General features: G+C 40.0%; 17 protein-coding genes and 1 riboswitch. Of the genes, 12 read left to right on the top strand and 5 right to left on the bottom strand.

What is annotated here, in order from left to right; all coding sequences use genetic code 11:
- Window positions 1–28: 28 nt before the first annotated feature.
- Window positions 29–409: a hypothetical protein gene (locus JGE69_RS12725; protein ID WP_005079280.1), complete on the top strand. Its 381-nt coding sequence runs from the start codon at window positions 29–31 to the stop codon at window positions 407–409.
- Window positions 410–495: 86 nt separating this feature from the next.
- Here JGE69_RS12725 and JGE69_RS12730 read toward each other — a convergent pair whose 3' ends face one another.
- Window positions 496–2,208, bottom strand: coding sequence for an electron transfer flavoprotein-ubiquinone oxidoreductase (locus JGE69_RS12730; RefSeq protein ID WP_199113736.1), 1,713 nt, complete (start codon window positions 2,206–2,208; stop codon window positions 496–498).
- Between the two features lie 187 nt (window positions 2,209–2,395).
- Between JGE69_RS12730 and JGE69_RS12735 the strand changes: the two genes are divergently transcribed.
- The 5 genes from JGE69_RS12735 to JGE69_RS12755 all read left to right on the top strand — a co-directional run bounded on the left by JGE69_RS12735 (window position 2,396) and on the right by JGE69_RS12755 (window position 6,799).
- Window positions 2,396–3,007: a DUF1285 domain-containing protein gene (locus JGE69_RS12735; protein ID WP_199113734.1), complete on the top strand. Its 612-nt coding sequence runs from the start codon at window positions 2,396–2,398 to the stop codon at window positions 3,005–3,007.
- 46 nt (window positions 3,008–3,053) lie between these two features.
- The gene (gene murI / locus JGE69_RS12740; RefSeq protein ID WP_199113732.1) at window positions 3,054–3,920 is read left to right on the top strand and encodes a glutamate racemase; all 867 of its coding nucleotides are present in this window, start codon (window positions 3,054–3,056) and stop codon (window positions 3,918–3,920) included.
- A gap of 116 nt (window positions 3,921–4,036) precedes the next feature.
- Window positions 4,037–5,041, top strand: a complete 1,005-nt coding sequence (locus tag JGE69_RS12745; RefSeq protein ID WP_199113808.1) for a DUF4062 domain-containing protein — start codon at window positions 4,037–4,039, stop codon at window positions 5,039–5,041.
- 73 nt (window positions 5,042–5,114) lie between these two features.
- Complete coding sequence (hemH, locus tag JGE69_RS12750; protein WP_199113730.1) at window positions 5,115–6,131, top strand: ferrochelatase; 1,017 nt, start codon at window positions 5,115–5,117, stop codon at window positions 6,129–6,131.
- 23 nt (window positions 6,132–6,154) lie between these two features.
- Window positions 6,155–6,799 carry an MBL fold metallo-hydrolase gene (locus tag JGE69_RS12755; protein ID WP_086264318.1) on the top strand — a complete coding sequence of 215 codons (645 nt, stop codon included), beginning with the start codon at window positions 6,155–6,157 and terminating at the stop codon, window positions 6,797–6,799.
- Here JGE69_RS12755 and JGE69_RS12760 read toward each other — a convergent pair.
- Window positions 6,796–6,990 (bottom strand): DNA gyrase inhibitor YacG, encoded by a 195-nt coding sequence (locus JGE69_RS12760; protein ID WP_002114956.1) that lies wholly within the window; start codon window positions 6,988–6,990, stop codon window positions 6,796–6,798. The two genes, JGE69_RS12755 and JGE69_RS12760, sit on opposite strands and share 4 nt — an antisense overlap.
- A gap of 87 nt (window positions 6,991–7,077) precedes the next feature.
- On the opposite strand from JGE69_RS12760, the gene JGE69_RS12765 reads away from it, so the two are divergent.
- From JGE69_RS12765 to crcB, 4 genes are all read left to right on the top strand, one after another.
- A complete protein-coding gene (locus JGE69_RS12765) occupies window positions 7,078–7,716 on the top strand; it encodes an SAM-dependent methyltransferase (protein ID WP_199113728.1) in 639 nt (212 codons plus the stop codon).
- Window positions 7,706–8,911 (top strand): TIGR03862 family flavoprotein, encoded by a 1,206-nt coding sequence (locus JGE69_RS12770; protein WP_199113726.1) that lies wholly within the window; start codon window positions 7,706–7,708, stop codon window positions 8,909–8,911. The genes JGE69_RS12765 and JGE69_RS12770 overlap by 11 nt, the downstream gene beginning before the upstream one ends.
- A gap of 78 nt (window positions 8,912–8,989) precedes the next feature.
- Window positions 8,990–9,400, top strand: coding sequence for a GFA family protein (locus JGE69_RS12775; protein WP_199113724.1), 411 nt, complete (start codon window positions 8,990–8,992; stop codon window positions 9,398–9,400).
- A gap of 44 nt (window positions 9,401–9,444) precedes the next feature.
- Window positions 9,445–9,511, top strand: a riboswitch (Fluoride riboswitch).
- A 124-nt stretch (window positions 9,512–9,635) separates the two neighbouring features.
- The gene (gene crcB, locus JGE69_RS12780) at window positions 9,636–10,016 is read left to right on the top strand and encodes a fluoride efflux transporter CrcB (RefSeq protein WP_199113722.1); all 381 of its coding nucleotides are present in this window, start codon (window positions 9,636–9,638) and stop codon (window positions 10,014–10,016) included.
- Window positions 10,017–10,479: 463 nt separating this feature from the next.
- Here crcB and JGE69_RS12785 read toward each other — a convergent pair whose 3' ends face one another.
- The 3 genes from JGE69_RS12785 to JGE69_RS12795 all read right to left on the bottom strand — a co-directional run bounded on the left by JGE69_RS12785 (window position 10,480) and on the right by JGE69_RS12795 (window position 12,720).
- The gene (locus JGE69_RS12785) at window positions 10,480–10,815 is read right to left on the bottom strand and encodes a HopJ type III effector protein (RefSeq protein ID WP_057077264.1); all 336 of its coding nucleotides are present in this window, start codon (window positions 10,813–10,815) and stop codon (window positions 10,480–10,482) included.
- Between the two features lie 250 nt (window positions 10,816–11,065).
- Entirely contained in the window at window positions 11,066–11,320 is a 255-nt protein-coding gene (locus JGE69_RS12790; protein ID WP_002114896.1) for a type B 50S ribosomal protein L31, read from the bottom strand.
- Between the two features lie 101 nt (window positions 11,321–11,421).
- Window positions 11,422–12,720 carry an ABC1 kinase family protein gene (locus JGE69_RS12795; RefSeq protein WP_199113720.1) on the bottom strand — a complete coding sequence of 433 codons (1,299 nt, stop codon included), beginning with the start codon at window positions 12,718–12,720 and terminating at the stop codon, window positions 11,422–11,424.
- A 256-nt stretch (window positions 12,721–12,976) separates the two neighbouring features.
- Between JGE69_RS12795 and JGE69_RS12800 the strand changes: the two genes are divergently transcribed.
- The gene (locus JGE69_RS12800) at window positions 12,977–14,224 is read left to right on the top strand and encodes an SfnB family sulfur acquisition oxidoreductase (RefSeq protein ID WP_017398760.1); all 1,248 of its coding nucleotides are present in this window, start codon (window positions 12,977–12,979) and stop codon (window positions 14,222–14,224) included.
- A gap of 32 nt (window positions 14,225–14,256) precedes the next feature.
- Window positions 14,257–15,507 carry an acyl-CoA dehydrogenase family protein gene (locus tag JGE69_RS12805; RefSeq protein WP_199113718.1) on the top strand — a complete coding sequence of 417 codons (1,251 nt, stop codon included), beginning with the start codon at window positions 14,257–14,259 and terminating at the stop codon, window positions 15,505–15,507.
- The last annotated feature ends 9 nt before the right edge of the window (window positions 15,508–15,516 follow it).

The raw sequence follows: 15,516 nt of genomic DNA on the forward strand, positions 1-15,516 counted from the left end.
AAATTAAGTATATAAATGACGTATAAAAATGAATGATTATTTTGTGAAACGAAGCTTATTAATCTGTCTTTGGTTTTTCACTATTGCTGGTTTATTACATTTAGAGATCTCTTGGCTATCTGAAACTGTTGCTATCATTATTATATCTATTCTCATTATTTTAGGTTCAATTCTACTCGGTTATAGAAATACATCTTTTGCTCCTGAACCAAAGATAAAGATGAGTTTGATCTTGCATACAAGGTTTCTCGGGCTGATGTTAATTCTTGATTTATTATTTGGTAAATCGGTTTGGTACTACGATTTAGCGCGAAACTTTGGTTTTCTTGGCTTATTTTTATTAGGCACATTTATTTTCTATAAAAAGAATTTTAATTTAAACGTAGCAAAAATACCGCCTTTTCAATAAGTGGATACTAATAAAAAAGCCCCGAATAATCGGGGCTTTTTTATTACATATTAGGATATGAGCCGCGGCTAAAGCGGCGCAAGGAATTACATGTTAGGGTAATTCGGACCACCGCCGCCTTCAGGCGTTACCCACGTAATGTTTTGAGATGGGTCTTTAATATCACAGGTCTTACAGTGAACACAGTTCGCTGCGTTAATCTGGAAGCGTTTAGAACCATCATCATTTTCCATGATTTCATAAACACCAGCAGGGCAGTAGCGCTGAGCAGGCTCATCCCATTTTGGTAAGTTCACATTCACTGGAATTGAAAGATCAGTAAGCTTCAAGTGAGCTGGCTGGTTTTCTTCATGTACAGTGTTTGAGATAAATACTGAAGATAAACGGTCAAATGTAAGTTTGCCATCTGGTTTTGGATAGTTTGGCTTAAAGCTTGTTGCATCAATAGTTTTCAATGCAGCAAAGTCTTGCTTCAAGTCATGTAAAGTGAATGGCACTTTAAAGACATTCTGGTCGATAAAGTTAAATGCACCACCCATCCATTGACCAAATTTATGCATCGCTGGGCCAAAGTTACGAGAGTTATAAAGCTCTTCTTTTAACCAGCTGTTGTTAAATTTATCAGTGTATGAAGTTAATTCTTTAACGAATAAATCTTCGCCTTCAGTAACACGTGCAATCGCAAGATCACCGCCTTTTTCTACACCCGCAGCAATCGCTTCAAATACAGCTTCACCACATAACATGCCTGATTTCATGGCAGTGTGTGAGCCTTTGATTTTTGCAAAGTTTAAGAAACCTGCATCATCACCAATCAAGCAACCGCCCGGGAAAGTTAATTTAGGAAGAGAGTTGAAACCGCCTTTCACTACCGCACGTGCGCCGTAAGAAATACGTTTACCACCTTCTAAATACTGTTTAATCAGTGGGTGAGTTTTCCAGCGCTGCATTTCCATAAATGGATACATGTGTGGATTTTCATAAGACAAGTCCACAATCATGCCCAAAGTAACTTGGTTGTTTTCAGCGTGGTATAACCACCAGCCACCTGAAGAAGCTGTTTCTGCTAAAGGCCAACCTGCACCGTGCATGACTAAGCCCGGTTTATGTTTTGCTGGGTCAATTTCCCAAAGCTCTTTAATCCCGATACCGTAGTGCTGAGGATCAGCATCTTTATCAAGGTTGTATTTCGCAATGAGGCGTTTGCCTAAGTGACCACGGCAACCTTCAGCAAAGAGAGTGTATTTAGCGTGAAGCTCATAGCCTGGAGTAAAGTTATGCGTTGGTTCGCCATCTTTACCAATACCCATGTCACCAGTTTGAATACCTTTTACAGTACCGTCTTCATGGTAAAGCACTTCAGATGCAGCAAAACCAGGGAAGATAGAAACTTCTAGTTCTTCAGCTTTTTGACCTAACCAGCGAACCACGTTACCTAACGAAATAACATAGTTACCATCGTTGTGCATGGTTTTAGGAACCATCCAGTGAGGTACTTCTTTAGAAGTGGTGTCTGAAAGTAAGAAGAAAGTTTTGTCTTCAGTTACAGGGACATTAAGAGGCGCGCCTTCATCTTTCCAGTTCGGGAAAAGCTCATTGATGGCACGTGGCTCAAGCACAGCACCAGACAAGATATGCGCACCTACTTCAGAGCCTTTTTCAACTACACAAACAGAAAGATCGGGTAAGTTTTTTTCAATCGCTAATTGACGGATCTTAATCGCAGCAGATAGACCTGCAGGTCCTGCACCTACGATGACAACGTCAAACTCCATCGATTCACGTTCGATGTGTTCCATGTAGGACTCCTCAATACTTAAAGGTGGCAACCGTCATATTCAGATAATTCGGTGCTGCCGTGAGTGTTTTAATCCATAGGCGCAAATATGCTATTGTGCCTTTTATCGTTTGGGCTAGTATAGTTTTAAACCATGATCTAGCCAATTGGCTGAGTCGTAACATTTTTTCGTCAGCAAGGCATAAACTATGGTAAATCAAAATAATTCACCATCGGATATGGGAAAAATACCGTTATCTGATGATAAAAACTTAATGAACATTGCACAATACATAAAAGGTGTACAGCAAAGTCACAAAAGGTCAATTCCACCTTTAGAGCAGTGGCATCCAAAGCATTGCGGCAAAATGGATTTGACGGTGAAATCCAATGGAGAATGGTGGCACGAAGGTCAATTAATCAAGCGCCAAGCTCTATTAGATCTGTTTACCAAAGTCCTATGGAAAGAAGAGGGTAAATTCTACCTGAAAACCCCTGTAGAACAAATTGAAATCGAAGTTGAAGATGAACCTTTATTGGTCAATCAGGCAGATCAGGTCGAAATTTCAGGTGATCAGTTTTTACAACTGACCACCACCAACCAAGATGTAATTTTGGTTGATGCAGAGCATCCTATTTTTATGCGTGAATATGCAGGAGAGTTGCGTCCTTATGTGCATGTCCGTTTTGGGATTAATGCGCTGATTCAACGTCAGGCTTTCTATCATTTGGTGAACTATGGAACACTGATTGAAAACGATAAAGGTGAAACCATTTTAGAGCTAAAAAGTGGTAATTTGCTCTTGCAATTAGGCACTTGAGGTTTAAGCTTTAGGGAGTGAAATTTTCTGACACTTCAGTACAGCTATGACCGCCATACAACCTTTATTTTCCGAGCTAGAACCTATGCCTAAAGCATCAGCAGATGCCCCAATTGGTATTTTTGATTCGGGAATTGGAGGGATGTCAGTTGCAGCAGAAATTGCTAAATATTTACCCAATGAGCGTATTGTGTATTATGCCGATACTGCCTACGTTCCTTATGGTCCTCGCTCTGATCAAGAAATCAGAGAACTCACGGCTCGAGCAGTCGATTGGCTATATCGTCAAGGCTGTAAAATTGCAGTCGTAGCCTGCAATACGGCTTCCGCATTTAGCCTTGATCATTTGCGTGAGCATTATGGTGAACACTTTCCAATTGTAGGATTGGTTCCAGCATTAAAACCTGCTGTATTACAGACTCGTTCTAAAGTGGTTGCTGTATTGGCGACGCCTGCTACTTTTCGTGGCCAACTCATTAAAGATGTTGTCGAGAAGTTTGCTGTTCCGGCGGGTGTTAAAGTGATGACCTTAACCAGCCTTGAACTTGTTCCTTGTGTAGAGGCAGGTCAGCAAATGGGTGAGGCATGTTTAAAGGCATTAAAAGAAGTTTTACAGCCCGCCGCTGAGCAAGGTGCCGACTATTTAGTGCTCGGTTGCACGCATTATCCTTTCTTAAATCAAGCAATTCATCATCTTTTTGATAACCAATTCACACTGGTTGATTCTGGATTGGCAGTTGCCCGACAAACAGCCCGTATTTTAATAAAAAATGAGTTATTATGTGACCAAATAGGTCAGAATGTTGCACGTATTGAATGTTATGTCAGCGGTAATAATGCTGAGGCACTGCAACCTGTTTTACAACATATGATTCCACAAGAGTTAACTTGGACACTTCATAATCTAAACTGATCTTTTAGCATCATTTAGAAAGTAGTGTTTTTTAGATTTATTATTTTATTTGGGGCGGTTCATGATCTTGGCTGATATTAAGTCACGGACAGATCATGGGGCGAAAGGGTATTGTTATGCTCGATACACGCTATCAGATTTTTATTTCAACATCCGGCCGCGATATGCAGCCAGAGCGGATGATTCTGTCTCAAACCTTGGTAGGGATGGGTTTCTTTGCTTGGGGATTAGAACAACGAACACCCCTAACCACTACGCTTGCACGTCGACAAATTGATGAATGTGATTATGTAATCCTACTTTTAGGTAGCCAGTATGGAGAGCAGTCGATTTCTGGTGTGAGTTATTTATCTTTAGAATATGAATATGCGTTAAGTCAGGCTAAACCTATTATTGTATTCATGCATGAGCAGCCCGAAAGTCGTGATATGCATTTACAAGAAACACATCCACAGCTTAAAGATAAATTTCTCGCATTTAGAAAAAGGTTATTACTTGATGCGAATCATATTTTTTACTTTAAAACTCCACGTGAACTAGAGTTGGCTGTCCGTTTAAATATGCCTTTAATAGTTGAACAGCATATGGGACAAGGTTGGGTCCCTGCTCATCAAGCTCATCACTTAGAAGATGAAATTAAGTTATTAAAAAGTAAAATTTTACAGTTAGAACAACAATTAGCAGAATCATCAGCTCAAATAAACGAAGTTGCTCCTCAGGATGTTTTTGCATTTGAATATCAAATTCAAGCATTTCAGGATGGGAATTTTAAAGAGCTTAAACGACAACGACAAATGACTTGGTCGCAGTTGTTAAGCATATTGGCAAAGCAGTTTGAAACAGCTACACCAGAAGAGAATTTTGGGACATGTTTAAATGAATATCTGAATCAGGCTGGCTTAGAAGATGCTCGTCAGGAGTTACCTCGTGCTCATGCTGTTGCCTGCGCTCAGATTAACCATAAGGCATTGTTTCGGATAAAAAAGCAAATGCAGTCACAGGGCTGGATTGTTCCAACTCAGACTGAACAATCCTATAGCTTATGGAAAGTCACAGCTAAAGCTCAAAAGTTATTACTTAGCTATAAATGGAATCATCGGGGCATTCGATTAAAAGCTTAGAGCGATTCAATTTATATATGACAATAAAAGCTGTTACATTAGTGACATAAGATGAATTGAAAGGCATTTACACATGTCGTTTGAACAAAAACCGAAAGTCACAGTCATTTTAGCGAATTTAGGTACACCGGATGAGGCCACTGTTCCGGCGGTTCGCCGTTTTCTAAAGCAGTTTTTATCTGATTCACGTGTAATTGAAATACCGAAATTCATTTGGTGGATTATTTTAAATCTGTTTGTTTTACCTTTTCGCCCAAAAAGGGTAGCACATGCCTATGCTTCGGTATGGTCAAAAGATTCGCCCATGCGTGAAATTGTGTTTGAGCAAACTCAACGTATTCAGGCTTATTTGCAGCGAGAAAATAATCAGTTTGATTTAACCGTGATACCAGCGATGACCTATGGTAATCCCGGTATTGATACAGTTTTAGAAAAATTGGCGACTAACCCGCAAGAGCATGTCATTTTATTGCCATTATTTCCTCAATATTCCGCAACGTCTACAGCGCCGTTATATGATGCATTTGCCAAGTGGATTCCAGCTCAGCGAAACTTGCCGGGTCTAACCATTATTAAAGATTATTATCAACATCCAATGTTTATTCAGGCATTGGCAGAAAGTGTTTTAGCCTACCAAGAGCAGCATGGTAAACCTGAAAAACTATTGATGTCTTTTCACGGTATTCCACAGCCGTATGCAGATAAAGGCGACCCTTATGCAGATCGTTGTCGTATTACAGCAAAGTTAGTCGCTGAAGCTTTACATTTAAAAGATGATGAATGGGCAATTAGCTTCCAGTCACGTTTTGGAAAACAAGAATGGGTTAAACCTTATACAGACCAGCTTTTACAAGATTGGGCGAAGCAAGGCGTTAAGTCAGTACAGGTATTAAGCCCAGCTTTTTCTGCTGATTGCTTGGAAACTCTTGAAGAGTTAGCTATTCAAAACGCTGAGTTATTTCAAGAGGCGGGCGGTGGTAGCTATGCTTACATTCCTGCTTTAAATAGCGATCAAGCTCATATTGATTTGCTTGCAGGATTAGTTCAGGCTAATCTTGATGCCCTTACCTATACCTTAGCCCACCGTTAATTGTGTTTTAGCCAGAGGTTCTTATGTTGCAAGTCAAAATTGTTCCAGTTACTGCATTTGCCCAAAATTGCTCTCTTGTTTGGGACAGTGAAACAAAAGAAGCAGTTTTGATTGATGCTGGTGGTGATGCTGCTGTTTTAAAAAATGAAGTTGAAGCGTTGGGTTTAAAGGTGAAGGCTCTTTGGCTCACTCATGGGCATTTAGATCATGCAGGAGCGGTGGGTGAGCTTGCCAAAGAATGGAACGTTCCAGTTATTGGGCCACATAAAGAAGATCAGTTTTGGCTAGATATGATTCAGGAAGTTTCAGCACGTTATGGCTTTCCAATTCCACAGCCTGTAAAAGTCGATCAATGGCTTGAAGGTGGCGAAGTGCTAAAACTTGGCGAAGATGAGTTTGAGGTACGTTTTGCTCCCGGCCATACGCCAGGACATGTCATTTTTTATAATAAAAATCATGGATTGCTGTGGACAGGTGATGTCTTGTTTAAAGGCTCAATTGGCAGAACAGATTTCCCGCGTGGTAATCACGATCAGTTGATTGAATCGATTAAACGAGAATGTTTTAGTCTGCCAGATGATACTCAGTTTATTTCTGGACATGGTCCGATGAGTACCATTGGCTATGAGAAACAATTTAACCCTTTTGTTGCAGGTAAAGCTGGTTAATCCTCATAATCATCTTCATTTTGACTACCCTTGTTATGCTGAGGCGCATCTTGGGTAGGCAGTCTATACTCATCATTTGCCCAAGCACCTAAATCAATGAGTTTACAGCGTTCAGAGCAAAATGGACGAAATTCGTTACCTTCCCAAACACTTGGTTCACCACAACGTGGGCAGGGGAATGTACGTGGCATAAAGCGATATCCTCAAAGTGAAGAGAAATAGATTAGGCAAAAGTCAGGTGACTTGTTAGACTTATGCCGATTTTTATTTAGTTTGATGTGATTATGCAGATTCGTCAATTTCAAGCACAACGTATGCAAGCGCCTCGCGATTTTACCCCAATTGAAAATACCCCGATTTGTGTAGAAATTGGAGCGGGCAAGGGTAAACATGCTTTGCTTTTTAGCGAGCAACAGCCGCAGCACACATTGTATGCAATTGAACGAACCCGAGAAAAATTCTTGGCAATGCAAAAACAGCACGGTCTGGAACCAAGAGATAATTTAATTCCTGTACATGCAGATGCTTTGCCTTGGGTGGTACATGCATTACATCCTGCTCAAGTTGAACATTTCTTTATTCTCTATCCAAACCCAGAACCCCATAATCCAGCACAGCGCTGGTTGAATATGCCATTTTTTGAGTTCTTAATTTCTCGCCTGCAAACAGGTGGAACCATTACTTTGGCAAGTAATATTCCTGAATATATTGAAGAAGCTGAACAACAATTAATTAATGTCTGGAAGCTGCCTTACCAAAAAGAAAAAATTGCTCAAACATCTGCACGTACTCATTTTGAAATTAAGTATTTAGAACGTGGAGAACTTTGCCAACAGCTTGTGATCACTAAACCTGAAGGTTACAGCACACGTTTTGATGAGTTTGCCCCATTACAAGGTCAAGTGCATGGCGAATAAGCGGGTTGCCATTATTGGTGCGGGTCCGGCTGGTTTAATGGCAGCTGAGGTACTGAGCCAGTATAATTATGAGATTGATGTATACGAGCAAAAGCCTTCAGCTGCACGTAAGTTTCTGATGGCAGGTAAAACGGGGTTAAACATCTCGCATGCTGAACCTTTAGCGCAGTTTATTGAACGCTATGACCATGCAGAATGGCTCAAACCGTGGGTTGAAAAATGGGATGCAGTCTGGATTCAAAAGTGGATGAAAAATCTGGGAATTGAATCTTATGTGGGTACTTCAGGTCGTATTTTTCCTGTCGAAATGAAAGCGGCACCTTTACTGCGTGCTTGGCTAAAACGTTTGGCAGAACAGCAGGTTAAATTCTTTTATCGTCATCGTTGTATTAATTTACAAGGCACAACGGTGACTTTAGAAAACCAAAATAATCAAAAATTTGAAATTTTTACCCAGCAATACGATGCAGTAGTATTGGCTTGTGGCGCTGTTTCTTGGTCACAATTAGGTAGTGATGGTGCTTGGCAGCAATGGATGGATCAATCCAATATTGAACCTTTCCAACCAAGTAATGCAGGTGTACTTCACACTTGGTCAGCTTTTATGGAAAGCTGTTTTGGTGAACCTTTAAAACGTATCAATGCATGGGTTGATCCTAGCCAGATTACTCATGGCGATATTGTGATTACTCACTATGGTTTAGAAAGTGGTGTTATTTATAAACTCGGATGTGCTTTACGAGAGCAGCAAAAACAAGGGCAAAGCTTAAATTTATTTTTAGATTTATTGCCTGATGTAGAGTTGTCACAGTTAGTTAAAAAATTACAAGTTAGCAAAAAACAATCGCTCACCAATATCTGGCGTAAAGCAGGCTTAGACACAGCCAAGATTAACTTAATCAGAGAAGTGGTTGATAAAGCACTATGGAACAAACCAGAGGCTATGGCTCAGCGAATCAAAGCGCTCCAAATTAAGCTAGAAGGGTTTAGACCCATTGAAGAAGCGATTAGCTGTGCTGGTGGTGTTAAGCAGAATGCACTAACTGAAAGCTTAGAACTTAAACAAACTTCAGGTGTATTCTGTTGTGGTGAAATGCTCGATTGGGATGCTCCTACGGGTGGATATTTACTTACAGCATGCTTTGCTACAGGGCGAGCGGCTGGTGAGGGTGTGCATTCATTTTTAGAGAAATAACAGGATAATTTGGTGCTATGTTTGATATGTGAAAAGTGTTATTTTTGAGCAATCAATAATAATAGGATTTACGAGAACATGTCTCAAGCATCACCAGTTTATCAAGGAAGTTGTTTATGTCAGGGTATTCGCTATGAAATTAAGGGCGATATCGGAGATATTATTCAGTGTCACTGCCAAAGATGCCGAAAATCCAATGGAACAGCATTTGCCACCAATGCTCCTGTTAAAAGTACAGATTTTAAAATTACCCAAGGTGAAGATCTCGTCAAAAAATTTGCTGTGAACGGTGTGTATCGCTGGTTTTGTAGCGAATGTGGTTCACCGCTTATTAGCTCGCGTGATGCCCAGCCTGAACTATTTCGTGTAAGAATTGGGTCACTTGATACACCACTAGACCAAAAACCGACAATGCATATTTTTGCTGCTTCAAAAGCAGAGTGGGAAAGCATTTGTGACGATTTACCGCAATACGATGAACGTCCATGATTTAAAAAGTATGTTTTAATCAAATTCAAGATGATCTAATATACTTAAAACGGGGAGATGGCATTCCTCCCTTGAAAAACCGCCATATTGGCTAATGATGCCTACGTTACCCTCATGTATTTATATCGCTGGGTACGTAGGTTATTGCGTACTCTGCTTATTTTTGGAGTACGCTGTGTCATATTTCCCTTCATTATTTTTTGCTCTTTTAGCGTCTATCTAAAGGGGTGGTCCTATGTATTACTCTCTACTTTCAATTGCTTTAGGCTCAGTTCTAGGGGCATGGTTACGTTGGTTTTTAGGTTTAAAACTCAACCCGATTTATCCGCAAATTCCATTTGGTACAGTGACTGTTAATTTGGTCGGTGGTTTTATTATTGGTTTTGCAATTGCTTATTTTGCTCAAAGTGATTTAAGTCCGAACTATAAGCTTTTTGTGATTACTGGTTTTTGTGGTGCTTTAACTACCTTTTCAACGTTCTCGATTGAGATCGTCACTTTATTAGAAAGTGGTAAGTTGGGAATGGCGATGTTGGGGATCTCCATCCATTTAATTGGATCATTAATTTTTACGTGTTTGGGTTTGGCGACTTATCATTGGGTAGCGGGGCATTGAGTTTTTATATTTAAGAATTGACCATGATTTCAAGTTGTGAGAACTCATCGAAGTTGAGTGTTGGGTAGGATTTTCACGACGGAGTCTTATCGTTGAGTTATCTAATGGAAGCAGCTAATTAAGTTACTTTGGTTTTGCCCAAAGTAACCAAAGGCATCTGTCATTCGCAGAACCTGTTCACTGAATCCATTTATCTTATGCTTTGCAAAAACGATCTTTTATTGACACCACGCAGGCTGCGAATGACGTTATCGCGTATCAAATGTAAGGGGCTAATAAAATAATTAAGAAAAATAAGGCATTCACTATCGTGACAGACGGCATGGATGCCGTCGTTTCGCTGTGCTACATGGATGTAGCATCAGCGGGACAAAGGGTTTTGTCACTTTTGCCTCAAAAGTGAGGCATTGCCTATTAATAGGCTTTAGAAAATCTCATAATTTGAGGCTATGCTAAAAAATGATTAAGCTTTTTCAGTTAAAGCCTGACCTTCAAACTTCACACCATCCCAACCATTTTGCATAAACTGACGAATATTTTGATGATCAGTTCCTTCTGGTGTAGCCAATACAGATGCGTAGTGTTCTGCAAATAAACTTAAAGTTTGTGCTTGGTCTAAACCTTGTAACTTGGCAAAAGAGAAAACTTTTGCACTGCCTTGATTTTCAGTAGCAGCGTTATGCTGTGCACCATTTTGAAAAGCCGTTGGAGTATGTTGGTAACGTGCTTCAATATGAGCTAAAACGTCTGAAAATTTTGCTGTGCCTGCTTGTAATTGGGCAAGTAACTCTTGTGCCATAATCTTAAACTTCCTATCAAATGGGGCTTAAGCATAGCATTGAATACATGCTTTGAAAGCTTGGCAATTATAAAAATTGAGGAGTTATTGAAAAAAATCAGAAGAGTTTTTAGACAACTTGTGGATAAGTTTTCTTTTATACACAGTTTAGAAAAGACCGAAAAACATACATAAAAAAAGAAGCCTAAGTGGAGGAGATAGTCTTAGGCTTCCAATGATTTAAGTGTATTGGTCAAATCTTAACGCAAGATTAACTCTTACGATTAAAGCGAGCGAAGCGTTTATTAAAGCTTGCTACACGGCCTTCGTTACTTGCTTGACGTACTTCACCTGTGTAGAAAGGGTGTGAGGCACTTGAAATATCAAGAGTTACATAAGGATAAACTTTCCCTTGATATTCTTTGGTTTGTTTAGACTGAAGAGTACTACCAATTAAGAAGTAAACGTCTGCATTGGTGTCATGAAATAACACTTGTTGATAAGCAGGATGAATATCTTTACGCATGAGAGATTGTCCTAAATTATTTTTGATTAAAGAAATGTTATAACATAACGTTTATAAAGTCAATGTAACCTCTAAAAGGCTACATTGATCAGTAAATTAAGTTAGTTAGAAGGCGGTACAAGCTCTTCAAATAGATCGTTTAGATTGTCATGAACTTTTAAGTGAATTAGGTTCCAGTAATGTCCTGAAATGGTTCTGTTGACCATTAAAGTATCTGGTGATGGTTTAAAGACATCCCAATACTTCAAAGATTTTTTCACGAGTAACATGCCATCATGATGTGATGAATTCTCTGCAAAATCATAAGTGGTAGTAAGCGGGCGTAATAATACTTCAATCCAGAGTTTATATAGATCACTCGGGAATTTGCCTTTTTCAGCAAGTGAATGTAGTTCAAATAATTCTGTTTCGATCAAATCGATATTTTCATGGCGAGCTGCATTTACTAAGCGTTTAAAGTGCTGCACGATTTCATTTGAAAGCGTTTTAACACTGCCATAGTCATAAATAATGACACTACCATCTTGGCGAAAAGCAAAGTTACCTGGGTGAGGGTCGCAGTGAAAACGTTTTAGAAAGAACATTTCCTGACCTAAAGCACGAATCAAACGACGTCCAATCGTATTTCGAATTTCGATAGGCCAAGCGCTGGCTGTTTCAATGCTGTCACCTTGTTCAAGGCTCAAGGTTAAAATACGTCTTGAAGAATAATCTTTATAAACAGTAGGGATGATAATTTTGTCATCTAACTGGCTATGAAAGATTTTAAAAACTTCAAGGTTTTGAGCCTCGATTTCATAGTTAAGTTCTGCTGAAAGACTATCCTGAATTTCTGTAAAAAGCTGATCTTGTAGCTTTTTATCAATTTTAAGTACACCCATTAAACGAAGGGCTAAACGCACTTGTTTTAAGTCACTTTCACAGGCCTCATCAACACCTGGATATTGCACTTTCACTACAACTTGTTCGCCACTAGGTAAGGTAGCTTTGTGAACTTGGCCAATTGAAGCAGCTGCAAAAGGTTCTTGATCAAAAGATTTAAAGGCAACATTGAGCGGTTTTCCAAGCTCACGTTCAACTTGTTGCTGAATGGCAGCAAAAGGCATGGCTGGAGCTTGGCGTTGTAACTTTGAAATTGCTTTAGCGACTTCGGGTGGGAAAATATCTTTATATTGAGATGCAATTTGGCCGACCTTCATGACGGCACCTTTCATTTCACCTAAGGTGTCGGCAATTTGCAAACCAATATCCTGAAATAACTTGGTTTTTGAAGCCAGCTTTTGCTCTTCATCTGCGGTCAAGTTTCGAATCGAGTTAGAAACGGTTTTCGTTGCAATGCTCGCGGTCATTCCTGCAAGTTTCATAAATCGTTTGCCGGGTGAACTTGCATTCTTTGCCATATCTTCGATACCTCATTGACTACAACATAATATTGCCTAGTTTTGATCATAGGTGACAAAGCTTAAAAAGCCTATATGAAATTGTTTATCTCATGTAAGAAATTTTTCGAAAAACAAAATGTTATTTTTATAGTAAAAAATATGAAAAGCTTGTGAAAATCCATTTCATAAACAAAGCTTTAATATCTATATAGTCTCTATTTTTTTGGTGGTAATGTAAATGACAGGTTAAATAAAAATAGAGATAACAAAAGTTATGACAAGTTTAAGTTCGGCCCATGGGCGGTCTCAGGCGGTTCCTTTATCTGTGTTTGAGCAGTCAAAAGATGCGCATATTATTCGTTCTGATGAAGAAGCAATTGAGCTTGCCAAACAACTTGCTCAAGAATTTGCACAAGAAGCATCTGAGCGAGACAGAGAGCGCCGTTTACCTCTAAATGAAATTCAACAGTTTTCACAAAGTGGCTTATGGGCCATTACGGTTCCCAAGCAATTTGGTGGTGCCCAAGTTAAATATCGAACCTTGGCTGAGGTCATCAAAACAATTGCGAGTGTTGATCCATCTCTTGCACAGCTTCCTCAAAATCACTTAGCTTTTATTGAGCATTTAAGATTAGATGCGAAACCTGAACAACAACAGTTCTTCTTTAACTTAGTGTTGAGGGGGATTCGTTTTGGCAATGCCTTTTCAGAAAAGCATAGCAAAACGGTGGCTGACCTCACTACCACATTACGAAAGACCGAGCACGGTTATGAAATTAATGGCAAGAAGTTTTTTGCAACTGGTGCATTGCTTGCGCATTGGGTTCCAATTGTCGCTGTAAATGAACAGGGACAGCCTTACGCAGCGCTAGTTCCTCGGGAAACTTCAGGGGTTAATATTATTAATGACTGGTCTGGTTTTGGGCAACGAACCACGGCCAGTGGAACCGTTGAACTTAATCAAGTTCCAGTACGTGAAGAATATCTAATTCCGATTTATCAGGCTTTCGAGCGACCAACACCAGCGGGAGCAATTTCACAATTTATTCAAGCTGCTGTTGATGCTGGTATTGCACGTGGCGCAATTGAAGAAACAATCCACTATGTCAAAAATCATAGCCGTGCATGGGTCGATTCAGGTTTAGAAAAAGCGAGTGATGATCCCTATACGATTGCAAACATTGGTGATTTAAAAATAAAACTTCGTGCAGCAGAAGCAGTATTAGATTTAGCAGGAGATGCGATTGATCAAGCGATTGCCGACACGACAGAAGAGCATGTAAACCAAGCGACATTATTAGTTGCTGAAGCAAAAGTACTCACTACAGAAGTTGCGATTTTAGCAGCGAATAAGCTTTTTGAGTTGTCTGGAACACGATCGACCTTGTCAGAGCTTAATCTTGACCGCCATTGGCGTAATGCTCGCACTCACACCTTGCATGATCCCGTGCGTTGGAAATATCACATTGTCGGTAATTACTACCTCAATGGCATCCATCCACCTCGTCATGCATGGAGCTAAAGTGAATAAAAAATAAGATTAGGAGAATAAAGATGACAATTACCCAAATTGAATTAGAAGAGCTATCGGTAGGCGCCGATTATGAAAAGGTAGCAAGTAGATTTCGTCCAGTTTTTGAAAAAATTGCCCAAGGTGCAATTCAACGGGAGAAAGAACGAATATTGCCTTTTGAACCGATTCAGTGGTTAAAAGAACTCAAATTAGGTGCGGTACGTGTACCCGTTAAGTATGGTGGAGATGGGGTGTCATTACCGCAACTTTTCCAGCTTTTAGCAGAGTTAGCACAAGCAGACTCGAATATTGTGCAAGCGTTGCGTGGACACTTCGCTTTTGTTGAAGACCGTTTGGTTGCGCATAAAGAGCACTCACAAGAGGTCTGGTTTCAGCGTTTTGTGCAGGGTGATTTAGTCGGGAATGCATGGACCGAAGTTGGAAATGTGCAAATCGGTGATGTCATTACACGAGTAACCAAAGATGCTTCGGGCAACTTGGTAGTGAATGGTGAAAAGTACTATTCAACCGGAAGTATCTTTGCAGACTGGATCGATTTATTTGCTTACGATGAAGTAAATGACCGCCATGTGATTGCTGCTATTTATCGCCATGAAACAGGCGTGAGTGTGATTGATGATTGGGATGGCTTTGGTCAAAAGACGACGGGTAGCGGTACTTTAAAAGTACATCAGGTTCACTTGCCGGCTTCGCACCTTATTCCATTTGACCAACGTTTTAAATATCAAACTGCTTTTTATCAGGTTGTCCACCTTGCAACCTTAACAGGGATTGCGCATGCGGCAGTAGAAACTTTTAGTCAAGAAATACGAGAGCGAAAGCGTATTTTTAGTCATGGTAATGGTGACCTTGTTCGTCACGATCCACAAATTTTACAGGTGGTAGGTAAAGCCTCTGCTCAAGCCTATGCAAGTCTGGCAATTACGATTAAAACAGCTGAAGCATTACAAAAGGCTTATGAAAGTCACTTTAGTGAGTTAGAGGTGAAAGAACATCAGTTTAACGTAGATGCAGAGCTTGAGTCGGCGCAAGGACAGGTGGTGATTTCTAATTTGGTACTCGATTTAACCAGCCAATTATTTAATGCTTTGGGCGCGTCAGCAAGTAGTCAGGTCAAACAACTCGACCGTTTCTGGCGTAATGCACGAACGGTCTCTTCACATAATCCGCTCATCTATAAAGAAAAGGTGATTGGAGATTGGGAAGTTAACCGGACCGATTTGCCCTTTGTCTGGCAAATTGGAGCAAGCCCGCGGGCAAAGTCTGCATAAAATAAAAAG

It is taken from the genome of Acinetobacter sp. C13 (assembly GCF_016809775.1).
GTDB classification, from domain to species: domain Bacteria; phylum Pseudomonadota; class Gammaproteobacteria; order Pseudomonadales; family Moraxellaceae; genus Acinetobacter; species Acinetobacter pittii.